Here is a 24008-nt window from a genome sequence, read left to right on the forward strand (position 1 = left end):
GGGGTTTTTTGAAAATCCGCTGGTGTTGGATGGTGGATCCAGCGGGTGCTTTGGCTATCAAATGGTCGGGTTTGAGCGAAATGCAGGCACGCCCGGCCAGTGCAAATGTAAATACCTCAAACTTGCGGCTCCGCCTACCTCCCTGTTTCTATAGGATGCCCGATTTCCCCTTATTTTGAACCGTTTACAGCGGGTAATGAATCTTTGAAATCGTGAAATATTTCGTCATCCAGGCAGCCGCATTCGCGGTTCGGAGTGCGGGAAACAGGCTTCCGGATAGCCCATGGTCGCGAATTGTCGGTAAAAGCACTGGGCACCGGTTCGCAGGGCCGCCTGAACGAGCGGAAACCCAGAATCCCGTCCAAGCCCCCGGACCGTCAATCCGATCCGCATGGGTCCCCATCCTCTCTCTAAATCAACGGCGGAAGCAGAACACAAGGTGGCCCTGCCCCCAAAAAGCACTGGAGCCGAAGTCGGGCGTCTGTCCTGCGATCCTAGCAAGCTGGCGAACGACACCCTCGTCTCCTCCCCGCTCCCGGGTGGTGAGCCGACCGAAGTCCGGATCAACGATTCGAAATGCAAACCTAACAACGCGGCGGCGGCCGGCACCAAAACGGAGGCAACGGAATCAATTCCCACCGCCAATCCACCCCGAAACAGGCGAATTCCCCCGCCTCCTTCCGGGTGTCGCGCGAATCACCCTTGATTTATAGCGTTTCTTTCACGCTGTGGCCTTGACATTCGTGACCGGTGATTTGAACTCGCACTCATGGCTAAGAAATCAGCACCCATCAAAGACAAACTCAACAAGACCCAGATTCTCGATCAAATCGCGGAAAGCACGGAACTCACCCGCAAGCAGGTCTCGGCCGTCCTCGACAGCCTGACCGACGTCATCGAAGCACACGTCAAAAAGAACGCTGTCGGCGAATTCGTTCTCCCCGGCATTCTGAAGATCAGCACCGTGCGCAAGCCGGCTACCAAGGCACACAAGGGCATCAATCCTTTCACCAAGGAAGAAGTCATGTTCAAGGCCAAGCCAGCATCGACAGCAGTCAAAGTGCGTCCGTTGAAGAAGCTCAAGGACATGGTTCTCTGAGATCGGTCAATTAGACGATCCAATCCAAGCGGCTCCCCGGTTCGTCCGAGGGGCCGCTTTTTTTGTGGGATTTTCATCGTCCGCTCCAACATGAAATTCGGTAAATGATTTTTGTCGCTGGGCCGCGAATCGGAAGTCCACTTGAGCAACGGAATTTGCGCTGGGACCGGAACCGTGCTAAATCTGAACAGATGCGGAAATTCCTCCGGAACCAAGCATCGAGAGACAAGGCGCAGCGCAGGAACCGGGGGGGACTTGCCAGCCGTCAAGCGACTCCTCCAGCAGCTTCCTGAACGGGAAGCTGCTGCTGTTGTGAAACAGCTATCCACCCCAAATGGGTCGCCTCTCCGGATGCCATTGGAGGATGGGAACAGGTGGCTTGGAAGAGGCGGATCTCTTTGCGGATCCTTGCGGGGGGAATCATTCACGCTTCCAAACCACCACGCATCGACTTTACCACGGGTAGGTAAAACCGCAAAAAAAAGATTCGAACGACAGGCCTAACAATCAATCTTGATTGGCGGAAGGGCCGGGCACCCTGCCATACTCCGCTTCAATTCACTCCGCGCTCGGCAAGCAGATCGAAATGCTGGTCTTCGAATACGGCCAAGTCTGGGTCTGAAAATACTGCGGCGCGCCGATGTCGGAGTGCTTCAGGAGATCGGCAACATGGATTCTAACACCCTCAGAAGCGCTACAGGCAAATAAGTCCCCAACGTTAAAAACCCCGACTTTCAAACTCTAAGATTTCACACCGTGGTCTTTCGTTATGGCTACCAGCAGTTCCTTCAAATCGACGCCTGCGATGGCGGTGAATTTGTCGCTCATTGCGTAGGGCAGGATCAGTTTGTCGCCGTGCAGAAGCGAGCCACAGCTGTAAACCACGTTGGGGACGTAACCTTCGCGTTCGATACCTTGCGGAGAAATCAGAGGATATTTCAACCGCCCGATGACTTTGGAAGGGTCGTTCAAATCCAACAGAACCGCTCCGATGCAGTATTTCCGCAACGGGCCGACACCGTGAGTGATCACAAGCCAGCCGGCTTCGGTTTCAAGTGGCGAACCACAGTTCCCGATTTTGACGGACTCCCAGACCTCCGCCGGCCCCAGCAGTAGTTGCGGGTCGTTCCAGTAGTGGAGATTGTCAGAAAACATGATGAAGAGATTTTCATCATCCTGACGGGAAAGCATGGCATAACGGCCGTCGATGGTGCGCGGGAACAGGGCCATTCCTTTATTCTGCACGGCGGTGCCGTTGAGCGTAAGGACGCGGAAGTGCAGGAAGTCCCGGGTTTCGATAAACTGGGGGAGAATGGCCTTGCCGTTATATGCGGTGTAGGTGGCGCAGTAGAGCGTGGAACCGTCGTCTTCTGTCAGCCGGACGAAGCGCGCGTCCTCGATGCCGTTGCTCTCGTTGAGCGATACGGGGAAGATGATTCGCTCGCTAACACTGAGCTTGGAAGAAAAGCTTAGTTCGTAGTTCGAGTCCGCGAGCCACTGGATGCACTCCAAAGTGCGGCGATGCTCATGGGTGTCGGGATGCATTTCCCGCTCCACTTTCGCCACGCTGTCATTGAGCGCCGTACGAGTAAACTCAGCGCCCAGAGGAGCTATGACCGCGTCCACAAATAAATTATTGAAACCCATTTCATGGAATTTCAGAATGAAGCTCTTTTTCCTGTAGGTCGGATTGAGCACGATATTCGGCATGGCAACGTATCGGGATACAGGATCGAGAACAATGTCGCCCGCGGAATCGATCTCCCCTGATCGAAACTCGATCGATGAAATGTGCCCTTCACCCGTAGCTCTCAGGCTCATGATGAAACGCAAGCCGCCGTCCGGAACGCCGCTTTGATCCGGATGGGCGACGATGGACGGATTGAACAACGCCGCAGATTCCAGGGAATATTCGCCGGAAAACAGAGCGCCTATCAGAAGCTCCCGGTCGCGTGAAAGTGGGCTAGGAGTCGAGATATGCCGGACGACCTTCATATAATGCTCCATCAGCAGTGTTTCGATGTCGTAGTGCCGGGCGTCGAACTCATGACAAACCGCTTGCAACTCGCCTATCACCTCTTCGTCGCTCAGATCCAGAGCCCGCCCGATGATGGCACCGATTTTTTCAGAACTAGTGGGGATGAACGGGCGGATGATCACGCGCGCACTCTCGGGTTGCAGCATGATCTCATGGCGGCGAATGGAGATTGAGTTCATTGGATTAATGGGAATTGGAAACCGGATGGGCGACATGATTCATTTCCGCGAGGGAAATTTGAAACGCAAGGGATGACTCGGCCCCTTGGTTGGCGTTGACGCGGTTTTCATGCAATCCGTCGCCACATCCCCCATTGGTGGAGTCGTAAAGGGGCTGACCCAGGTCGTTGCGGCCGAGAAACCACTCGAACGCACGTTTGGCCTCGCTGTTCCAAGTGGAATCACCAGTGATGCGGTAGGCATCGAGACAAGTGGAAACCATTGCCTGGGCTTCAACCGGCTGTTGGTCGAAATCGGCACGCGCTCCATTCCTAACATAGAACCCGTTGCTACCAATAGGGCGGAAGTGGCCTGCCTGGGTCTTCTGAATGGATGCCAGCCAACGCAGGGATTTAAGGCCAATTTCCAGTGTGGCCGCGTCCGGCATCGAGTTGCCGGACAGGATCAGCGCCTGTGAAAGACGGGCGTTTTCATAGGTGGCGGAAATTTCAAACCACGGCCAGTCATCAGTGGCGTAACTTCTCCACAATGCGGTCAACTTCCCGGTGAGAGTGTCACGTGCGGCCAAGACCTTGTCCTTGGCCGGGTATTCGCGCAGATATTCGTGAATACCGAGTAGCGCGAAGGCCCACGCGCGTGGCGAAGTAAATTCGTTCACCGCAGGCAGTCCGAGTTCAAACAAATGGACGCAAAGCCGCTGGTGTCCTGTATTGCGTGAACGTCCTGTTCCAACACCCAGCGCCCACAGTGCGCGAGCGTGGCTGTCCTCGCTACCGACTTCTTCCAACCAGTCACGACGGTGGTTCATGAAATTCCGAAAACGCCCCAGCTCCGCATTCATGGAAGCAGATAGAAACGCAAGATAGGTGGATGCCATATGCTCCAACAAACTGGGCTCTTCCAACAAATTGCAGAGCACAAAGGCGCGGGCGTTGTCGTCCGTGCAATAGCCTTCGTGAAAGTTAGGTACATTGAAAACCGCGTGCTGGAAAATCCCGGTGCCGTCGGTCATCCGGACAATGTGATCCAGCCGCAGTGGTGGAAGGTTGTAGGCACGTCCGCCCAGCGTCCAACCACCGAACGATCCGCGCGGCATCGCCTTGCGATCCGCCCGCGCGCGGCGGAACGACTCCAGATAGCCCCGCGCCACCGCCGGCCATATCATATTCCGTCCATACTGATAGGCCTCCGTCCGGGTTCGCTCCATCAATCCCTCATCGCCCAAATACCCGCAAACCGCCTCAGCAATCGCTTTCGGATCCCGGAAAGGAACCAACGTTCCCCTGTTCTCACCAAGAAGCTCGCAGGCATGCCAATAAGGAGTGGAAACGACCGCTTTCCCCGCCCCGAAGACCCGTGCCAGCGTTCCGGAAGTGATTTGCGCCTCCGCGAGATAGGAAGTTAGATAGATATCGGTGGCGCCGATGAATTCGTCAAGATCCGCCGGTGAGACGAAACGATTGTAGAAAATGACGTGATCCTTCAAACCAAGCTCTTCCGCCAGGCGCTCCAGCCCCAGTCGATAGGTCTCCCCCTCTCTGGCGACCAGATGCGGATGCGTCGCTCCCAGAACAACGTACATCACATCCGGGTGGCGGCTCACAATTTCCGGCAGCGCCGCAATGGCAATTTCGACACCCTTGCCCGGACCTAACAACCCGAAAGTAAGCAGCACCTTGCGGCCTTCCATTCCGAATCTCGCCTTGAACGAATCCGACGAGGCGAAACGGACATCCGGAATTCCGTGCGGAATCACATCAATCTTTGAATCCGGCGCGTCATAGCGTTCGAGTAAAATTTCCCTCCCCTTGCGCGCCATAACGACCAACCGGTCGCTGCGACGGATCAATTCATTCATCACCTCGCGTTGAGTCGGGTTCGGTTCGCGAAGAATGGTGTGGAGGGTGGTAACGACGGGCATTCTAACTTCCTTGAGCAAGGCCAGCAGGTGGCGGCCTGCGGGACCGCCGTAGATTCCGAATTCATGTTGTACACAGAGAACTTCGCTATTGTTGAAATTGATAAAGTCCGCGGCTCTTCTATAAGAGTCCACATCCTTTTCCACCATTTCAAAACGGACGCGTGGAGGATACTTATACCCTTCCTGACGATCATTTACGGCACCGGCGATGCACTGCGAGTTCGGCACCGCCGCTGCGACGGCTTCGCACAGATCGGTCGTGAACGTGGCGATACCGCAACGCCGCGGATCAAAGCCTCCGACAAACGCGATACGCCGCGGGTAGGTGTTCTCTTTAGAATCCGTCATGATGTCCGGAGTCCGGGAGACCACACCGCAGGATGCCTCCTGAAGGGCAACTACGTCCGTTTCCTTTTCACGGACTTTCACAGATGGCCCGGAGTTGTTCACCGTTTTTGAAGGACTTCGAGAGTTCTCACATGCTCCTTCAGACGCGGAAGCAGTTCTCCGCGAATGTTGGATTTTGCATCCTCCATCACGCCCGGATTTTCCAAGGCATCCTCATATTCAGAGATACCATGCCGCTCGCCTTCGATGAGAGCGGTGATGGCCGCCCCATTGCCCAACAGAGCTGCCGCGCCTTCGACCGCCTTTGCAAACGCTCCCCACGCACCGGAATCAGCATCGGGAGCGGCCCCCATGGAAGAAAGGTGTTGGCGAAGGACGTTCGCGCTCTTTTCGTGTTCGTCTCGGATCATCCTAATAGGTTGAAGGACGGCTTGCTCGTCGCACTTTTCGATCGCCTGGGTGTAAGTTTCGATTGCTGAAATTTCGCCTCGCAACAGCTTGTTGCAGGCATCGATGCAGGTGTCTTTATTGTTCATGATGGTTGCTGTTTTGTTAAACGTTTTAAAGGTGGATCGGGTCAGGAGTCCTACGGCTTCACCACATTGGACTATTGTTAGTTTGTCGGGATTAGTATTTGCGGGACCGACAGAGGTATTTCAATTGCCGTGTGCCGTAATCACGGATCTTATGCGTGCTGGCCGCGATGAATTCCTTCGAGAATTTCCTCACAAAGCTTTTCACAGAAGTCAGGCAGATCTTCCGGTGAACGCGATGTCGTCAACCCCTGGTCCACAACGACACTCTGATCCTCCCACAGCGCCCCGGCATTCTCCAAGTCGATGCGGATGGACGGGTAGGACGTCATGGCCCGGCCCTCCACCACATCCGCTTCGATCAATAACTGGGCCGCATGGCAGATTGCTGCTACCGGCTTCTGTTGTTCGAAAAATTCCCTCGCGAACTCAACCGCATCAGGCAGCGTTCTGAGCCGATCGGAATTGATGACTCCACCTGGCAACACCAGCGAGTCGTAATCGTCCGCTGAAGCATCTGCCAAGATCTTGGTCACCTGGCGCTTCTCACCCCAGTCCTTCCCACTCCATCCGCGAATGGTCCCTGGTTCGGGAGCCACGATGTGGACTTCCGCACCGCAGGTCTTGAGTGCTTGGACCGGGACGTCCAATTCGGATTGTTCGAATCCATCCGTCGCCAATACCGCGACGCGTTTCCCGCTCAGGTCGTAGTTCATCTTCAACTGTTTGAAATCCGTTTTCATCGTTCCCGCCATTTCGCAAAAAACGTGCCAATCGTTAGAACCTCGATTTTCTTGGATTTGGACAAAAAGGGAGATTTTCCGGCGATGCATCCTGCATTTGGATTATGCACTTTGCAACCCGTCGTTTAAATCGGGCGTCAGCGAGTAAAGTCGGAATCGCCATTGATACTGGAGTTACCGTAGTTCGAAACCGAATGGCACGGCGAATGATAGGAAAATCGAGGATTCGCAGCAACTGCGATTCCGCCAAACCTAAACCAATAAAAAAATGAACACGCTCGAAATCAAGGGAGATTGGAATGTCGCCAAAGGCAAGTTGAAGCAAAAATGGGCCAACCTGACCGATGACGATCTGACCTACGCCAGTGGCAAGGAAGACGAATTGATCGGACGCATCCAGAAGCGCACCGGACAAACTCGCGAAGCGGTGGAAAAAGCACTCAAGGATTCGTGCGACTGCGGATGCTGAGAGTTTTCCCATTAAAGTCATTTGGCCGCCTGTCGTGCTCGATACGGCGGGCGGCATTTCATAAGATTTCCTAAACTCAAGTGTCCAGTGCTGCTAAAGCCTCGGAAGGCACGCAGATGTTTTTTGAAGGCGCTCTTGGCTAAAAACAATTTCAAAATATCGAAACCATGAATCCCAAAGATGATGAAGAAAAAGATGTCGTAAGCTACGCTGCCGAGCCCCATAAGCTTGGGACGAGTATCGGTGCCGCGGGCGGAGTGATTGCCGGTGCTGCGCTTGGCTCATCTCTAGGGCCGCTCGGAGCCGTTACCGGAGCCGTGCTTGGGGGAGCCTTCGGGGCGGTCGCCGGTGCCGGAATTGCCGCTGGGATTGATCCCGAAGCGGAGGAGGCCTACTGGCAGCGCCGCTATCGCGACGAACCTTACTACGAAAGCGAATATACGTTTGATGACTATGGTCCGGCCTACAAGATGGGCTGGCAGCTCTATAGTCCCCATGTTTCGTTCGACGCTTCGGAGAAAGCGATGAGTGACGATTGGGGAAAAGGCAGAGGCGTGTCCAAACTCGATTGGCCGAAAGCCCGGCATGCGGCGAAGGCCAGTTGGGAGAAAGTTCATTCGTCGCAAAAACCGGTCGATTGAATTTCCTGTCCGCGTCTCAACCCGTTCCGCTGTCCAAGATGGGCACCCAACTTGATCCATGAGATTGATCTACACGACCGACCAAATGCCGGGTTACAAGCGGATCCGCAAGGGCAAAGGTTTCAGTTTTATCCTGCCCGACGGAGGGCTACTTTCGGATAAGGATAAACGCCGACGGATTCTTTCCTTAGCCATCCCACCTGCCTACGAGAATGTTTGGATCTCCATCGAATCATGCATTCCCCTGCCCCGCGCATGGGGAAGAGCAATGCCGCGGGACTTCGGTCCGACGAGCGAAGGGTGTTCAAACTTCTAACCATCCACGGGACGGGACGCTCCCCAGCCACATCCTAGATCAGTCCCAACTTTCGCAAATTGCTCTTGGTAATGGTCTGCGCCTTCAACGACTCCCATTCCGAAGGAGGCGGCGACGGCTCGCGGATCGTGAATCCCGCAGCCGTAGACTCCCTCAGATCCGCCCAGTTGATAGGCATCGACACGGGCGCTGCTTTCCGCGCGCGCAGGCTCCACGGCGCGACGCACGTCGCTCCCCTGCCGTTTCTCATCCAGTCAATGAAGATCTTCCCGGCCCGCTTCGCCTTCGTGGATGTCGTTATGAATCGCTTTGGATTGTAGGCGGCGATTTCTTGCGCAACCGCTTTGGTGAAATCCCGCATGAGCTGCCATTGGTAGCTCTTTTTCGTATGCAGCACGATGTGCAGTCCCTTGCCCCCAGAGGTCTTGACCACGGTGGACAGGCCCAGCTCCTGCAAATAATCGCGGGTCAGGAGGGCCGCTCCCAGAACGTCAGGCCATGGAACTGTTGGATCGGGATCCAGATCCCAGATCAGGAAATCCGGCTTATCCGCTTTCGGCAAAGGCGCTCCCCAAAGGTGAAACTCGATGACTCCGAACTGGGCCAGTGCCACAAGTCCCTTCGTGTCCCTGATGCTGAAGACCGTGGTGCCGTCATCCAGAACTTTTTGAAAAACATGAGGGGGAATGTGGGATGGAAACGACTTCTGGAAGAACGTTTCATCGGTTAGACCACCCGGCGCCCGCAGGATGGAGAGAGGACGGTTCGCCACGAACGGAAGCATCATGTCACCGACTCGTTCGTAATAACGGGCCACCTCCAGCTTTGTAATCTGGTCATCCGGATAGACCAACCGTTCGGGGTGGCTGATCGCGATCCCCGCCACCTTTGCCTCTTTCCCGGCGGCGACAGCGGTTTGCAATGGATCCAGATGCACATCGGCGGCCGACTTGTCCTCCCGCAAACCGGTGAAGCTTCCCTGCCGGATCGAGCCGTCCCGGGTGATTTCCGCAAACTCGATCTCGGCGACGAGTTTCGGTTCGATCCACGTCACAGAAGCCTCCTTGAAATCGAACGCAGCTTTTCGGGCGGGCATCGTCTTGAAGACTTTCAGCAACCGCTCCCGGTCCCTTTCGGAAAACCCGGTGCCGACCTTGCCACGGGGAACCAGCCTGCCATTTTCGAAAGAGCCTAACACCAAAGCACCGAATGCGGGCAGCGATCCCTTGGGCGGCGTATAACCGCAAATGACGAACTCCTGGCGTGCCCTGCACTTCGACTTCGCCCAATCCCGCCGCGAACCTTCGATGTATCTTCCGCTGGAATTTTTGCTGATGATTCCCTCAAGACCGCTTGCGCATGCCTGTTTGAACAAGTCATTGCCTTTCCCCGCCGGCCAGACTTTCGAAAGGCGGATCGGCCCACCATCGTCGGCAACGATTTTCGCCAATTCCCGCAGTCTGTCTGACAATGGTTGATTCCGAAGATTGTAGCCGTTGAAATTGAGGAGATCGAATGCGACAAATTCGATCTTGTCCTGCCCTCCTGCCTGCAAAGCGGCTTGCAACTCTCCAAAGCTTGATCGGCCTTTTGCATCGAACACCACCGCCTCGCCGTCGATGACGAAATCGTGTTTTGTTAGGCCGGAGAGTTGCTTAGCCAACGTTCCGAAGCGGTCCGTCCAGTCCAGTCCGCTTCTGGTGAAAAGTCGGAGCCCTCCCTTGTTCTTCACCGCGATCAGCCGATAGCCGTCGAATTTGATTTCATGCAGCCATTGGTTTCCCGATGGAACCGAGGGCACGACGCGTGCGAGTTGGGGAGAAACAAACTTCGCTTCCTCACGCTCGGCCTTGGGGCTCGGTTCCGCAGGCAGGTCCACCTCCAGCTTCCGCATCAGCCAGTTGGGCTCCTCCCCCATTTTTGCGAGGAGATAGACACCTTCAAGACGTCTCCCTTTAAGAATGAATTTCAATTTCCCCTTTCCGAACTTTTTACGCCAATCCTTTTCTAATGGTTCCCAGGTTCCCTTGTCCCAGATCGCCACCTTGCCCGCGCCATAGTTGCCCGCGGGAATCACGCCTTCAAACCCTCCATAATCGAGCGGATGATCCTCCACGTGAACTGCCAGACGCTTGGCCGAAGCCTCCTCCGGAATGCCCTTGGGAACGGCCCAGCTTACTAACACACCGTCCATCTCCAAGCGAAAGTCGAAATGATGCGAACGGGCATGATGCTCCTGCACGACAAACGAATTTCCCGCACGCCGCGCGACCTTCACACCGGGCTCCGGCGTTTTTTTGAAGTCCCGCTTGTCCCGATATCTATCAAGCGGAGCGACGGCCTTTTTTGGTGGCGACTTTCTTGCTGGCATTTTTCTTCGTGGCCTTCCGAGCCTTCGGGGTGGGTTTCGAACGAGTCGCCGTTTTGGCGGCAGTCGGTTTCTTGAAACTCCTTTGGAGGTATTCCGCGAGGTCGAGAACCTTGTCTCCGGCCTCGTCTTCATCTCCCGGCTGCTTGACATCATCCACCGTTTCTCCGCCGGCGATTTTCTTCTCGATGAAATCCATCAGCGCGTCGCGATACTCGTCATGAAAATCACTTGGCTTCCATTTGCCCGTCATCTCGTCGATCAGGCGACCTGCCAGATCCATCTCCTTTTTGACGGGTTGCCATTCCTTGTCGGCAGATGATGGAAGTTCGAGCTTCGATGACGCGCGGATCTCTTGGGGAAAACGTAGCAACATCAGGACCAGCACGTCCTCCCTAACGAACATGGCGGATAGATACTCGCGGGTGCGGATGACCACGCGGGAGATTCCCGCCTTGCCACTCTGCCGCAGCGCTTCGCGCAGGAGCGCATACGCCTTGCGACCCCGCTTCTCCGGTTCGAGATAGTAGGGCTTGTCGAAGAGCAACGGATCGATCTCGTCCAGCGATACGAATTCGCTGATCTCAATCGTCTTGGTCAATCGCGGTTGCACCGCTTCCAAATCCTCCTCAGTGAGGAGAATAAACTGGCCATCGTCATGTTCGTAGCCCTTCACCATCCTGTCCCATGGAACCTCCTCGCCGGTATCGGAGTTCACGCGTTCGTAACGGATGCGGGCGTGATTCTTGCTATCCACCATGTGAAACTGAATGTCCGGCCTCGCTTCCGCGCTCGTCAACGAGACGGGAATATTGACGAGACCGAACGCGATCGCACCTTTCCAAATCGAACGGGCCATGGACAACTTTTTGCAGAAGCCGTTCCAATTGGATTCCTGCGGGAAAACCACCATTATCGACCTTCTTCAGCAGCAAATTGCACGAAGATGGAATGCGCATTGCATCCCGCGCACCGGACATCGGTTTTGCCGAACCCCGCGTCTTTTTGAAAAAACGGTTCCTGGTGCGGTGAGGTTCAACTTTCCTAGCTGGGTTCGTTTTGCGTTTGGGTAAGCAAAAAAAAATGGGATGCTGAACAGGGAGCGCAGCCAATCCCTATAGCCCGGTATTCATGAATCGAGCCCGCTCATTTGCTCCGCAACCAAGCGGGACATGAACTCCCGCAGTGTCGGGATGTCGATAGGTTTCGGCAGGAAATAATCAAATCCGGCATCTTCCGCATCGCGCCTAACGGGATCCTCTTCCCAACCGGTAAGCGCGACCATCAACGGAGGCTTTTCGAAGCCGGCTGCCCTCACGTGTTTCGCAACCTCCAGCCCGTTCACGTCAGGCATGATCAGATCAATGAAAGCGATATCCGGGATCTCACGGTCGATCGCCCGCATGGCGTCCTGACCTCCATATACAGCCCGTGCGGAAAATCCTTCCAACTCGAAAAACGTCGCCATGATATCTGCTAGAAATTTCGAATCGTCCACCAACAGGACTTTTTCGAAACGAGAGTGCACCCCCGACTTCCTGCCTTCAAATTGGGTTTGTGCGATCGCAACATTGCTATCCCGCCTCACGACATTCATGGCCACAATTCATTGAATTTCCGCGTTCCACGCAAGACGATTTTCAAGATTTTCCAGCGTGCAAGATGCAATTCATTCGTCCTTCAATGACCGCGGGAATAGGAGATCAGGCAGCCTTTTGAGCCAGTTGTCCGAGGATGGTGATGAGACGTGCGACATCCACCGGCTTTACGAGGTGGTGGGAGAAACCGTATTGCTTACTCCTTTCGATATCCTCCTCCATACCATAACCGCTGAGCGCAATTCCGATTGCTGAATAGCGGGCGGCGACGATCTGCATCGCTTCATCCGCCGTCCCGTCGGGGAGTCCGAGATCACTGATCAGCACATCGACCTCATTCTGTTCGGCAAGCTCGCGCGCACTCCGCACATTCAGGGCGGAGATGACGCTGTAACCGCGCATTTCCAGAAGCATGGTAAGCGCTTGGTTGGTATCGGAATTATCTTCCACCAAAAGGATCCGCAACGGGAATCGTTCATCAGCCTCAGTGATGGAGGGAGTTTCAGCTTGGACGGAAGGAGCGGCGGAAGAAGGAAAATTCACCCTAAAAGTAGCGCCATGCCCTTTGCCCTCACTTTCCACTTGAATCCCCCCCTCGTGCAGATCCACCAACGCCTTGGTAATGGTCAAGCCAAGACCCAAACCACCGAACAGCCCTCGTTCCCCTTGCTCGAATGGCAGGAATATCCGCTCAATGAGTTCGGAATCCATTCCGATTCCCGTGTCACTGACTTCAATGTAAAATCGTCCATCTTCGCTGTGAGTGTGCAGGCGGATGCTGCCGGATTCGGTGAATTTGGTGGCATTGCGAATGAGATTCCAAAAAATCTGCTGAAGCCGTGCGGGATCGGCCTCAACGAAAACATCAGCGGCTCTTAAGTCCTGCTCTAAAGTAAGTGCCTTCGCGGCAATATCAGGCTGGCAGATTTCCACGGCGTTTTCGAGAAGGGAATGGGCATTGACAATCTCGCGGCTGAGACGGATCTGTCCGCTGCCCACCCGGGTGAGGTCAAGAAGGTCGTCAATCAAGCGGGCTTCCAACTCCACATTGCGACGCATCACGAGAAGTGCCTGCCGGGTTTGAGGTTGAAGTGATGAATCCGCTTCCAGATTGAGGATCGACGTGATGACAGGAGTGAGCGGGGTGCGAAGTTCGTGGCTGAGCATCGCCAGGAAACGGTCCTTGGCATTGTTCGCTGCCTCGGCTTCCTCGCGGGCTCGCCGCGCGGCCTGATAGAGAGCGGCATTGTCCAGAGCGAGAGCGGCGCGCTGCGAGAGTTCCTCAGCCAATGACAATTCGATGGGGGAATAAGGTTTCGAACCGCGGGTGCGAACCAAGGTGAGGATGCCGATGATTGAGTTTCGGGCGATGATGGGAACGGCCACATAACAGGTCGGATCCAGTGATTTCACCTGATCGCGCTCTTCGGCGGGGAACAGTTCACGGATGGATTGCGCATCCATATGATTCTTCAGCTCCGATCGTCTGGACTGAAAGACCCGCAGCGCCGCTTGGTGCACCGAATCGTGCCCTGAGTAGCGGAGTTGGTTCAGCACCGGCTCTTGGTCGGGGTCCCGGTGAGTGGTCGCAACGTGATGGAGATTACCCTGCTCATTCATGTGATCGATGATACAAAAATCAGCGAGTCGCGGAACCAACAGCCCGGCGAGGTTTTCAAAAATCTGTTGGTAGTCCAGGGAACGCGCCAAAACGTTGCCGGCTTCGGCGAGGAATGCGAGGCGGTCCTGTGCTGCCTCCGCCTCGACACGGGCGGCCTGCTCTTGAACGAATCGGGCATGATCTTCGGCTTGGCGCTTGACCTTCTCCGTCTTGCGGAACAGATCGACAAAGACGGCAACCTTCGCCCGCAGGATCTCCGGGATGACGGGGCTGAGGATGTAATCGACGGCCCCGAGTGAGTAGCCGCGGGCAACATGAGTTTCGGCATCATTCATCGCGCTGATGAAAATGATCGGCGTGGTTTCCGAGCGCAGCCGCTGGCGAATCAGCGCGGCGGTTTCGAATCCATCCATCCCGGGCATATTGACGTCCAGGAGGATTACAGCGAAGTCCTGCCGAAGAAGTTGTCGCAGGGCTTCGTTCCCGGATTTCACACACACCAGGTTCTCGTCGAGATCCTCCAAAACGGAGCGCAAGGAGAGCAACTTGTCGTCGCGGTCGTCGACGATGAGAATGCTGGTTTTATCGGAATGGGTTTCCATGGGGTGAATGGTGGGTGAGTAGCAGGAGGAACTTCAGCGGTATAGCCAAGTACGCAACAGCAACAGCAGGCGTTCCGTATCGACAGGCTTGGAAATGTAATCTGAAGCGCCTGCCTCAATGCATTTCTCCCGGTCGCCCTTCATGGCCTTTGCGGTAAGGGCGATGATGGGCAAATCCTTGAAGCCATGGAGATTGCGGATCGCGCCCATGATTTCGTAGCCGTCCATCTCCGGCATCATGATGTCCATCAGGACGATGTCGATGTCAGTGGATTCCTCGATGATTTCAAGTGCCACCCTGCCTCGCTCGGCGGATAGGATCTTCATCTTGTGGCGCTCCAGAAGACTTGTCATTGCGAAAATGTTCCGGATGTCGTCATCCACGATCAGCACCTTCTTTCCCGCCAGCAGCGTATTCGGGTCGTATAGATGCTGGATGATTTCCCTGCCCTCGGCGGGTAGCCGCGCTACTTCCCGATGCAGCCACAGCGCGGTCTGATCGTAAAGCCTCTCCGGGCTGCGCACGTCTTTCACAATGACGGTCTGAGCCACATGGTTGAGCTGCTTCTCCTCTTCGTCGGTTAGGTCCTTGCCGGTATAAACAATGATGGGGAGCTGGGGAAATCTCGACCTAACCCGATCGATCAGATCAAATCCGGAAATATCAGGCAGAAGCAGATCAATGACCATGCAATCGAAGGAATTTTCTTCCAACGCCTCGAGTGCCAGCGTTCCGCTTTCCACGAGCACGAGATGCGCGGTCTCGTTCCCAATCAGCTCGCGGATACCGTTGCGCTGGATCTCGTCATCCTCGACCACCAGCAAATTGCCGGGAGGCGAATCGCTGAGATAACGCATGCGCTCCAACACCGCGGTAATCGTTTCCATATCGACCGGTTTGGTGTGGAATGAAATGGCACCCTGCTTGAGGGCGTTATCGGGCTCTGAATCCGCGGAGATGATGATCACCGGGATGTGACGGGTGGCGAGATCGGATTTCAGGCGGCTCAAGACCCGCCAGCCATTCACATCGGGGAGAGTGACGTCGAGGGTGATACCCACCAGTTTGTAATCCCGCGCGAAGGCGAGCGCCTTGAATCCCCGGGACGTGACGATCGCTTTCATGCCTTGGGCACGGGCGTTATCGAGAAGAAGTTGTGCGAAATGGAGATCATCCTCGACGATCAATAACACCCTGTCATCGGGAAGAAGGTTCAGGCGATCATCGGCGAAAGGAACCTCTAACGACAATCGGTCGTTCAATTCCTCGTCTGCGGAAATGGAAACGACGGGTTTAGGCGAGCCGCCGTTTTCCACAATCGGCACGGTCGGACGCTCGGGCAGGAACAGCGTGAAGGAGCTCCCCTTGCCTTCATCGCTGTGCACGCGAATTTCCCCGCCGAGAAGCCGGGCAAGCTCGCGGCTGATGGCAAGGCCAAGGCCGGTGCCACCGTAGCGGCGGCTGGTGCTGCCATCCGCCTGTTGAAAGGCTTCGAAGATGACGAGCTGCTTGTCTTCGGCGATGCCGATGCCGGAATCGGCGACGGTGAATGCCAGCACACTGGTGGCACCATGGAGGAACAACCGGTCCCCTTCCCCACGCGGTTCCATCCGCTCGACCGTGAAGGTCACGTGTCCGCGGTCTGTGAATTTCAACGCGTTGGAAACCAGATTTTTCAACACCTGATCGAGACGTTGTTCATCGGTATGGATGACATCCGGCAGGCCGCTATCCAGTTGGAAGATGAAGTCCAACCCCTTCTCCTGGGCAACGTGACGGAAGGTGCGGTCGAGATTTTCGAAAAGATCCTTGAGCCGGACCTCGCCCACCGAGACGGTGAAATTCCCGGATTCAATTTTTGACAGATCCAGCACGTCGTTGATGAGGCGCAGCAGGTCGCGGCCGGAGCCGAGGATGGTGCGGGCGAACTCGACCTGCTTGGGCGTGAGGTTGCCTTCGTAGTTGGAGCCGAGTTGGTCTGCCAGAATGAGCAGGCTGTTGAGCGGCGTCCGCAATTCGTGGGACATGTTCGCAAGGAACTCGGACCTGTAGCGCGAGGTGAGCGAGAGCTGTTTGGCTTTGCCTTCAAGCGCCATCCGGGCCTGCTCGACCTCGCGGTTCTTGCGTTCCACCTCGGCATTCTGCTCGGCGAGCTGGCCCGCCTTTTTCTGGAGTTCCTCGTTGGTTTGTTGCAGCTCTTCCTGCCGATTTTGAAGTTCTCCGGCGAGGGACTGCGATTGCTTGAGCAAATCTTCGGTGAGCGTGCTGGCCTTGATGGTGTTGAGCACGATGCCGATACTTTCCGCGAGCTGTCCCAGGAATGCCTCGTGGGTGGGATTGAAACGCTCGAACGATGCGAGTTCGATGACGGCCTTGACTTTCCCTTCGAAAACGATCGGCAACACCATGATGTTGATCGGGGGTGCCTGCCCGAGGCCGGAGCTGATGTTGATGTAGTCGCTGGGAACATTGGTAAGGAGAATGGGCTGCTTTTCCAGCGCCGCTTGACCAACGAGCCCCTCGCCGAGCAGGTAACGGTTGCTCACGTTCTTTCGTTCGTTGAACGCATAGCTGGCAAGCAGCCTCAGCTCCGGCTCCGGCGCATCGTTGTCCATGATGTAGAAGATGCCCTGCTGCGCCGAAACGACCGGCGCGAGTTCGGAAAGGATCAAGCGTCCGACCGTTAGGAAATCCTTCTGCCCTTGGAGCATCCGGGTGAATTTTGCGAGGTTGGTCTTCAGCCAGTCCTGTTCCTCGTTGCGGGACGTGGTGTCCTTGAGATTTCGGATCATCTCATTGATGTTGTCCTTAACGAAGGCGACCTCCCCGCGGGCGGAAACCTGGATGCTCTGGGTGAGATCGCCCTTGGTCACGGCCGTCGCCACGTCCGCGATGGCGCGAAGCTGGGTCGTTAGATTGGCGGCGAGTTGGTTCACGTTGTCGGTGAGATCAAGCCAGGTTCCCGAAGCACCCGGCACATGCGCCTGGCCGCCGAGTTTCCCTTCCACACCCACCTCGCGCGCCACGCTGGTGACCTGCTCGGCGAAGGTCGCGAGCGTGCTGGTCATGCTGTTGATGGTGTCTGCCAGCTCCGCGATTTCGCCCTTCGCTTCCACCATGAGCTTCTGGTTCAGCTCGCCTTTCGCGACCGCGGTAACGACTTTGGCCACGCTTCGCACCTGGTTCGTAAGATTGCCGGCCATCGAGTTCACCGAGTCGGTTAGATCCTTCCACGTGCCCGCCACGCCTTTCACTTCCGCCTGACCACCGAGTTTTCCTTCGGTTCCCACCTCGCGTGCCACCCGCGTCACTTCCGAGGCAAACGAGTTGAGCTGGTCCACCATGGTGTTGACCGTGTCCTTCAGTTCGAGAATCTCGCCTTTAACATCCACGGTGATCTTCTTGGAAAGGTCGCCGTTCGCGACCGCCGTCGTCACCGCCGCGATGTTCCGCACTTGGGTGGTGAGGTTGGAGGCCATGAAGTTCACCGAATCGGTGAGGTCCTTCCACGTTCCTGACACGCCTTCAACCCGTGCCTGGCCGCCAAGCGCTCCTTCCGAGCCCACTTCGCGCGCGACCCGGGTCACTTCCGAAGCGAACGACCGGAGCTGGTCCACCATCGTGTTGATGGTGTCCTTCAGTTCCAAGATCTCGCCGCGCACATCCACGGTGATTTTCTTGGAAAGATTTCCCGTCGCCACCGCCTTGGTCACATCGGCGATGTTCCGCACCTGGTCGGTGAGGTTGCCGGCCATCGAGTTCACCGAGTCGGTTAGATCTTTCCAGGTGCCCGCCACGCCTTTCACTTCGGCTTGGCCGCCGAGATTGCCTTCGGTGCCAACCTCGCGGGCCACCCGGGTGACTTCCGCCGCGAACGATCCAAGCTGGTCCACCATCGTGTTGATGGTGTTTTTCAGCTCCAGAATCTCTCCTTTGACATCCACGGTGATCTTCTTCGACAAATCACCGCGCGCGACCGCCGTGGTCACGTCGGCGATATTCCGCACCTGGTTGGTGAGGTTGCCGGCCATCGAATTCACTGAGTCCGTTAGATCCTTCCACGTTCCCGCCACGCCACGCACTTCGGCCTGACCACCGAGTTTTCCTTCCGTTCCCACTTCGCGCGCCACCCGGGTCACTTCCGAGGCGAACGAATTGAGCTGGTCCACCATGGTGTTCACCGTGTCCTTCAGCTGGAGAATTTCTCCCCTAACGGCAACGGTGACTTTCTTGGAAAGGTCGCCGTTCGCCACCGCGGTCGTCACGTCGGCGATGTTCCGCACCTGGTCGGTGAGGTTGCCCGCCATCGAGTTCACCGAGTCAGTTAGATCTTTCCACGTGCCAGCAACACCGGACACCTCGGCCTGACCGCCCAATTTCCCTTCGGTGCCCACCTCGCGGGCCACCCGGGTCACTTCCGACGCGAACGACCCGAGCTGGTCGACCATCGTGTTGATCGTGTTCTTCAGTTCCTGGATCTCGCCTTTGACATCCACCGTAATCTTTTTCGATAGATCGCCACGCGCAACCGCGGTCGTCACTTCGGCGATGTTCCGGACCTGGGCGGTAAGGTTGCCGCCCATGAAATTCACCGAGTCCGTGAGATCCTTCCACGTTCCGGCCACACCCCGCACATCTGCTTGGCCACCGAGTTTTCCTTCCGATCCCACTTCGCGAGCCACCCGCGTCACTTCGTCCGCGAAGGAGCTGAGCTGATCCACCATCGTGTTGATGGTGTTTTTCATTTGGAGGATCTCGCCCTTCACGTCCACGGTGATCTTTTTGGAAAGGTCGCCTTTCGCGATCGCGGTGGTGACGTCCGCAATGTTCCGCACCTGGTCGGTGAGGTTGCCGGCCATCATGTTGACGTTATCCGTGAGATCCTTCCACGTTCCGGCAACCCCCGACACCTCGGCTTGACCACCCAATTTACCTTCCGTGCCCACCTCGCGGGCCACCCGCGTCACTTCCGAAGCAAATGATCGGAGCTGGTCCACCATCGTGTTGATGGTGTCCTTCAGCTCGAGAATTTCCCCCTTCACATCCACCGTGATTTTCTTGGAAAGGTCGCCGTTCGCCACCGCGGTCGTCACGTTGGCGATGTTCCGGACTTGCGCGGTCAGGTTGCCTGCCATCGAGTTCACAGAGTCGGTAAGATCCTTCCACGTTCCGGCCACGCCGCCCACTTTCGCCTGACCACCGAGCTTTCCTTCCGTTCCCACCTCGCGTGCCACCCGCGTCACTTCCGAGGCAAATGATCCGAGCTGGTCCACCATCGTGTTGATCGTGTTCTTCAGCTCCAAAATCTCGCCTTTAACATCCACCGTGATCTTCTTGGAAAGGTCGCCGTTCGCCACCGCCGTGGTCACCGCGGCGATGTTCCGGACCTGCGACGTGAGGTTGCCGGCCATGGAATTCACGGAATCGGTGAGGTCCTTCCACGTTCCCGAAACGCCTTCCACCCGCGCCTGACCACCGAGCGCTCCTTCGGTTCCCACCTCGCGCGCCACCCGCGTCACTTCCGAGGCGAACGAACGGAGCTGGCCCACCATGGTGTTGACCGTGTCTTTCAACTCCAAGAACTCGCCTTTGACATCGACCGTGATTTTCTTCGTGAGGTCACCATTGGCCACCGCGGTCGTCACCGTGGCGATGTTCCGGACCTGCGCGGTGAGATTGCCCGCCATGAGGTTCACGTTGTCGGTGAGATCCTTCCAGGTTCCGGCTACCCCTTTGACCTGCGCCTGGCCGCCGAGTTTCCCCTCGGTGCCCACCTCGCGGGCCACCCGGGTGACTTCCGAGGCAAATCCTCCGAGCTGCTCCACCATGGTATTGACAGTCCGGGCGGTGCGGAGGAACTCCCCTTTCAACGGTCGACCGTCGATCTCAGTGGAAATAGTCTGGGACAAATCCCCTTTCGCCACCGCGCCGATCACCCGCGCCATTTCGCTCGTAGGTTGCACCAGATTCGCGACGAGATTGTTCACCGAACCGATGGCAGCCCGCCAAGCCCCTTGGACCTCCCCCAGCGAAGCCCGCTGCCCGATTCGTCCTTCCACACCCACCACTTCTCCTATCCGGGCGAGCTCCTTGGCCATTTCCTGGTTGAGGCTGATGACCTCGTTGAACGTGTCGGCCACTTTCCCGGACACCCCTGTCCAATCTTCCGGAAGGCGGGCGCTGAAATCCCCGCGTTTGAAAGAGGTCAGGGCGGCAAGGAGCACTTTCAAGTCCCCCGGCTCAGCACTTTTTTTTCCTACAGCGGAGGGGGAAGCGGACGGAGAAACGGTTGCGGACGCATCGCTGGGAGCCTTTTTCATAAATTTGAAGGACAATACTGGCACGGACGTTAGACGACTTCTTACCACCGTCAAGAAATCTTGGATCGTGCCTGCTTCACCCGCGGCTCCGAGGACATGCCATCAAGATTTAGGAGATTTGGGTGACCAAGCCCGACGTGGCAGGAGGGTTCATCCGAACGGGCGGCGATGGCCGTTTGATGGAAACCCGTGACCGGATCAAGCCACCGGCGTTCTCCACGGTACCGCCCCTCGCAAGCTCCGCCGTCTCCTCGCATTTGCAAATTGCACGAACCCAGGATGCGGAACCCATTCCACAACATCTCTTCCGACAGCATATAACCCGTAACACGTTGCCTGCGCCCACTCGCGTCTTTGGTACAGCTTATGCGAAAGATTCTGAAAAAATTACGCCCATGCTCCTTCCTGACCTTCTAATCGTCGCCAGCTATAAAAACCTTTCCGCCTACCTGGTCCTTCCTGACGGACTGCCCGAAATTGTCGACCAGCTCGACTATGAGAACGACGGCCAGACCAGTGCGCCGGTCGTCGGCTGGGAAGATGGGAGAGATGGCTATAGCGAAATCGCAGGAAAGATCTCTGCCATTCTCGTTCGTTATCCCCACTCGACATGGGGGTTGGCCTGCCCACCGACCTTGGCTGGAAAAATCACGCCATTGCTTTCCGCCGAACAACAGGCAGCACTCGGAGTTCTGCGGCAGTTGGAAGTCGAAAACGTGGACATCTCAAATGTCGAGCAAGTTTTCGACGAAACTACTGCGGATGACGATGCCGAAAAGGAGCACTGCTAATCGGTCTTATTCCTCCTCATCGTCCGGAAAAATCGTTTCCTCATGGATGGCCGCGACTTCAGGAGCCGTTGTGGAGTCTTCCGACGCGGTGAAATCAATATCGTCGAGTTCATCCTCCTCGTTGTCACCAAGTCTGGCGCTTGCCTCGTAATCGTCTGCAACCGCTTCACGAAGGTCATTTTCAGCTTCATCCATGCCTTCTTCCACAAGGGCCAGATTTGGATCCTCGTCGATGTAAGGCGGGGCCATGGGAGACTTTGGGTCAGCGGTAGCCGGTTTAACAGGATCGATGGGTGTCATGGTTTTGAAAGGTTGGTTCGTTTGTTTTCTTGCACATTCCGCGCCACCCCTTGCGAGGTCCTGTTCTCATTGGATCCAGCCTTTTCCTTGGCCAAAATGCAGCTCCCTGATTGCGAGATGCAATGTCAGGGCGTGCAATTCACGTCGCATCGCTAATCGAATCAACCCCCAGCCGATTGGCATGGCGGATGCGAAATGGAAATCGCCTTTGCCAGCCGCCGCCACGGATGTTAGGAAGACCGCGGCTAATTCAATCTGCCATGAACAATGCCATTGAAATCGAAACCCGGCTCTTTGCCGACGATGGACGCACGCCGAACAATCCGCGGTTGCCATTGGTGGTCGTGCGGCGTGCCTCTATGGTGAGCGAGCCCGCGGATTGGTTTGAACAACAATTCATTTCATCCAACTGGCGGGGCTGCTGGCGCTGGACCGTTTATCCTTACCACCATTTCCACTCGACCAATCACGAAGTCCTCGGAGTCTCGCGGGGCACCGCAAGCTTGATGTTCGGGGGAGAACAGGGCGAGGAATTCAAGGTCAAGGTCGGCGATGTCATCGTTATTCCCGCTGGAGTCAGTCACAAACGAGTGGATGGGTCGGACGATTTCCAGGTCGTTGGCGCCTACCCGGACGGCAAGGAGCCCGATCTCATCTTACCGGGTTACGATCTGGAAGCCGCCCGTCGCCGGATCGCGCACGTAGCGTTCCCCGAACAGGATCCCGTTTTCGGTGTAGGTGGGCCCCTGTTCGACCACTGGAAGAACGCATAAGGATGCTTTCTCAGCCTACTTCAGGAGCCCATTCCTGTAGGCGGGATCATCTGCTAGTTCTCTTGTTGACCGTTACAAACTTCAGTTGCAACAGGACGTGACAGGTGTATTCGTTTCGAATGGCTGGAAATGTCATTCTTGTCATCTCGGCGTGCCTTGGCCTCATCGCCGTAGGTGTGTCTTGTTGGCTTAACGTTTGCTCAGGGGACGGCTTTTCCTCGGACAATCCTTCCGCAATGGTCGCGGAACCATAACCCGTTTCCGGCAGCATACGTGAATTTGAAGGTCGGCTTGCAAAAGCCGAAGAGAGGACATTTTGTCCTATGCCCCCTCTGACATCGACAGGGTGCGGATACCGGCCGCAAGATTGTCTTTTCGCACGAGAAGGAGTGCGTCGCGCATTCTGGTGGATTGGTAGCAGCAGAGTATTTGCTGAAAGTATCAGCATTTTTCCACAGGCACGTATTCTGCAAAAACAATCGCCCGTGATCGGCCGGACAATCCGTCCGTCCCTCCTGAAAAACACCAACAACCCATCCCATGAACACGATCGAAAATTTGCAGCAACTCTATTTTGATCAGCTCCGCGATCTTTACAGCGCGGAGACCCAACTGGTGGCCGCTCTCCCGGAGATGGTGAAAAACGCCACGAACGACCGGCTTCGCGACGCTTTTGCCGACCATCTGGAAGAAACATGCAACCATGTCTCGCGAATCGAACGACTGTTCGTGGAGCATGGCATCACCGCTGAAGGCGAGGAGTGTGACGCGATGCGCGGGTTGATCGAGGAGGCGAAAAAACACATCGCGTCCACGGCTCCCGGCGATGTTCGCGATGCGGTCCTGATCGCGTCCGCCAACCGGATCGAGCACTACGAAATTGCCGGCTACGGTGTTGCCAAGGCTTTCGCCGAAGTTCTCGAGTTCGACTCCGCCGTCGATCTGCTCGACCAGACGCTTCAGGAAGAAGGAACAGCGGACAAATTCCTAACAAGCATCGCGACCGGCGGCCTGTTTAGCAATGGCGTGAATGAAGATGCCGTTCAATGATAGACCTTGGCGCACACCCGCTGGCCATTTGACACCAGCGGGTTTTATTTTTGGCCAACTTCCCTCAGAGCCTGTCTGAGAAATGATGAATTCCTGTTCTCGCGCAGGGACGCAGGGCCGCGAAGGTTTTCAGATGAGAGCCAAGCCCTCCAGAACCCATGACTCTGCGTAAGAGGCTGTCTTAAAATTATCTATCAGCCGATTCTGGCGAGCATTCTCTTGCTCATGGACAGGTAGATCATCGATTCCGAATGGCTTGTTTTCACCTCGTAGTCTCGCACCAGCCTGCGTGACTGG

16 protein-coding genes are annotated in these 24008 nt (G+C 56.2%); 6 read left to right on the top strand and 10 right to left on the bottom strand.

Annotated elements, in window-relative coordinates:
- Window positions 1–769: 769 nt before the first annotated feature.
- Window positions 770–1099 carry an HU family DNA-binding protein gene (locus ABIQ96_RS01090; RefSeq protein WP_348212682.1) on the top strand — a complete coding sequence of 110 codons (330 nt, stop codon included), beginning with the start codon at window positions 770–772 and terminating at the stop codon, window positions 1097–1099.
- Window positions 1100–1840: 741 nt separating this feature from the next.
- Here the strand turns inward: ABIQ96_RS01090 and ABIQ96_RS01095 are convergent.
- The 4 genes from ABIQ96_RS01095 to ABIQ96_RS01110 form a co-directional block, all read right to left on the bottom strand.
- Window positions 1841–3316, bottom strand: coding sequence for a glycoside hydrolase family 130 protein (locus ABIQ96_RS01095; RefSeq protein WP_348212683.1), 1476 nt, complete (start codon window positions 3314–3316; stop codon window positions 1841–1843).
- Window positions 3317–3320: 4 nt separating this feature from the next.
- Window positions 3321–5585, bottom strand: coding sequence for a glycosyltransferase (locus ABIQ96_RS01100; protein ID WP_348212697.1), 2265 nt, complete (start codon window positions 5583–5585; stop codon window positions 3321–3323).
- 98 nt (window positions 5586–5683) lie between these two features.
- Entirely contained in the window at window positions 5684–6121 is a 438-nt protein-coding gene (locus tag ABIQ96_RS01105; RefSeq protein ID WP_348212684.1) for a DUF2383 domain-containing protein, read from the bottom strand.
- A 149-nt stretch (window positions 6122–6270) separates the two neighbouring features.
- Window positions 6271–6861, bottom strand: coding sequence for a type 1 glutamine amidotransferase domain-containing protein (locus tag ABIQ96_RS01110; RefSeq protein ID WP_348212685.1), 591 nt, complete (start codon window positions 6859–6861; stop codon window positions 6271–6273).
- Window positions 6862–7129: 268 nt separating this feature from the next.
- On the opposite strand from ABIQ96_RS01110, the gene ABIQ96_RS01115 reads away from it, so the two are divergent.
- On the top strand, window positions 7130–7330 hold the full coding sequence (locus tag ABIQ96_RS01115) for a CsbD family protein (protein ID WP_348212686.1): 201 nt from the start codon (window positions 7130–7132) through the stop codon (window positions 7328–7330).
- Window positions 7331–7497: 167 nt separating this feature from the next.
- Window positions 7498–7971 (top strand): hypothetical protein, encoded by a 474-nt coding sequence (locus ABIQ96_RS01120; RefSeq protein ID WP_348212687.1) that lies wholly within the window; start codon window positions 7498–7500, stop codon window positions 7969–7971.
- Between the two features lie 350 nt (window positions 7972–8321).
- Here the strand turns inward: ABIQ96_RS01120 and ligD are convergent, their stop codons facing one another.
- From ligD to ABIQ96_RS01145, 5 genes are all read right to left on the bottom strand, one after another.
- Window positions 8322–10658 carry a DNA ligase D gene (gene ligD, locus ABIQ96_RS01125; RefSeq protein ID WP_348212688.1) on the bottom strand — a complete coding sequence of 779 codons (2337 nt, stop codon included), beginning with the start codon at window positions 10656–10658 and terminating at the stop codon, window positions 8322–8324.
- The gene (locus ABIQ96_RS01130; protein ID WP_348212689.1) at window positions 10612–11514 is read right to left on the bottom strand and encodes a Ku protein; all 903 of its coding nucleotides are present in this window, start codon (window positions 11512–11514) and stop codon (window positions 10612–10614) included. The genes ligD and ABIQ96_RS01130 overlap by 47 nt, the downstream gene beginning before the upstream one ends.
- A gap of 270 nt (window positions 11515–11784) precedes the next feature.
- Window positions 11785–12183: a response regulator gene (locus ABIQ96_RS01135; protein ID WP_348212690.1), complete on the bottom strand. Its 399-nt coding sequence runs from the start codon at window positions 12181–12183 to the stop codon at window positions 11785–11787.
- Between the two features lie 175 nt (window positions 12184–12358).
- The gene (locus ABIQ96_RS01140) at window positions 12359–14476 is read right to left on the bottom strand and encodes a response regulator (protein WP_348212691.1); all 2118 of its coding nucleotides are present in this window, start codon (window positions 14474–14476) and stop codon (window positions 12359–12361) included.
- Window positions 14477–14509: 33 nt separating this feature from the next.
- Window positions 14510–20797 carry a HAMP domain-containing protein gene (locus ABIQ96_RS01145; RefSeq protein ID WP_348212692.1) on the bottom strand — a complete coding sequence of 2096 codons (6288 nt, stop codon included), beginning with the start codon at window positions 20795–20797 and terminating at the stop codon, window positions 14510–14512.
- A 395-nt stretch (window positions 20798–21192) separates the two neighbouring features.
- Here ABIQ96_RS01145 and ABIQ96_RS01150 point away from each other — a divergent pair, with 395 nt between their 5' ends.
- Window positions 21193–21588: a hypothetical protein gene (locus ABIQ96_RS01150; RefSeq protein ID WP_348212693.1), complete on the top strand. Its 396-nt coding sequence runs from the start codon at window positions 21193–21195 to the stop codon at window positions 21586–21588.
- Window positions 21589–21594: 6 nt separating this feature from the next.
- Here ABIQ96_RS01150 and ABIQ96_RS01155 read toward each other — a convergent pair whose 3' ends face one another.
- Window positions 21595–21888, bottom strand: a complete 294-nt coding sequence (locus ABIQ96_RS01155; protein WP_348212694.1) for a hypothetical protein — start codon at window positions 21886–21888, stop codon at window positions 21595–21597.
- A gap of 260 nt (window positions 21889–22148) precedes the next feature.
- Here ABIQ96_RS01155 and ABIQ96_RS01160 point away from each other — a divergent pair, with 260 nt between their 5' ends.
- On the top strand, window positions 22149–22661 hold the full coding sequence (locus tag ABIQ96_RS01160) for a cupin (RefSeq protein ID WP_348212695.1): 513 nt from the start codon (window positions 22149–22151) through the stop codon (window positions 22659–22661).
- A 540-nt stretch (window positions 22662–23201) separates the two neighbouring features.
- The gene (locus tag ABIQ96_RS01165) at window positions 23202–23711 is read left to right on the top strand and encodes a ferritin-like domain-containing protein (protein WP_348212696.1); all 510 of its coding nucleotides are present in this window, start codon (window positions 23202–23204) and stop codon (window positions 23709–23711) included.
- Window positions 23712–24008 lie beyond the last annotated feature (297 nt).

It is taken from the genome of Luteolibacter sp., from assembly GCF_039920825.1.
GTDB lineage: Bacteria > Verrucomicrobiota > Verrucomicrobiia > Verrucomicrobiales > Akkermansiaceae > Luteolibacter.

What these genes read in the sequence shown, in the direction of transcription:
- ABIQ96_RS01090 (WP_348212682.1), top strand. Translation starts at nt 770, where the DNA reads ATGGCTAAGAAATCAGCACCCATCAAAGACAAACTCAACAAGACCCAG.
- ABIQ96_RS01095 (WP_348212683.1), bottom strand. Translation starts at nt 3,316, where the DNA reads ATGAACTCAATCTCCATTCGCCGCCATGAGATCATGCTGCAACCCGAG.
- ABIQ96_RS01100 (WP_348212697.1), bottom strand. Translation starts at nt 5,585, where the DNA reads ATGACGGATTCTAAAGAGAACACCTACCCGCGGCGTATCGCGTTTGTC.
- ABIQ96_RS01105 (WP_348212684.1), bottom strand. Translation starts at nt 6,121, where the DNA reads ATGAACAATAAAGACACCTGCATCGATGCCTGCAACAAGCTGTTGCGA.
- ABIQ96_RS01110 (WP_348212685.1), bottom strand. Translation starts at nt 6,861, where the DNA reads ATGAAAACGGATTTCAAACAGTTGAAGATGAACTACGACCTGAGCGGG.
- ABIQ96_RS01115 (WP_348212686.1), top strand. Translation starts at nt 7,130, where the DNA reads ATGAACACGCTCGAAATCAAGGGAGATTGGAATGTCGCCAAAGGCAAG.
- ABIQ96_RS01120 (WP_348212687.1), top strand. Translation starts at nt 7,498, where the DNA reads ATGAATCCCAAAGATGATGAAGAAAAAGATGTCGTAAGCTACGCTGCC.
- ligD (WP_348212688.1), bottom strand. Translation starts at nt 10,658, where the DNA reads ATGCCAGCAAGAAAGTCGCCACCAAAAAAGGCCGTCGCTCCGCTTGAT.
- ABIQ96_RS01130 (WP_348212689.1), bottom strand. Translation starts at nt 11,514, where the DNA reads ATGGCCCGTTCGATTTGGAAAGGTGCGATCGCGTTCGGTCTCGTCAAT.
- ABIQ96_RS01140 (WP_348212691.1), bottom strand. Translation starts at nt 14,476, where the DNA reads ATGGAAACCCATTCCGATAAAACCAGCATTCTCATCGTCGACGACCGC.
- ABIQ96_RS01145 (WP_348212692.1), bottom strand. Translation starts at nt 20,797, where the DNA reads ATGAAAAAGGCTCCCAGCGATGCGTCCGCAACCGTTTCTCCGTCCGCT.
- ABIQ96_RS01150 (WP_348212693.1), top strand. Translation starts at nt 21,193, where the DNA reads ATGCTCCTTCCTGACCTTCTAATCGTCGCCAGCTATAAAAACCTTTCC.
- ABIQ96_RS01155 (WP_348212694.1), bottom strand. Translation starts at nt 21,888, where the DNA reads ATGACACCCATCGATCCTGTTAAACCGGCTACCGCTGACCCAAAGTCT.
- ABIQ96_RS01160 (WP_348212695.1), top strand. Translation starts at nt 22,149, where the DNA reads ATGAACAATGCCATTGAAATCGAAACCCGGCTCTTTGCCGACGATGGA.
- ABIQ96_RS01165 (WP_348212696.1), top strand. Translation starts at nt 23,202, where the DNA reads ATGAACACGATCGAAAATTTGCAGCAACTCTATTTTGATCAGCTCCGC.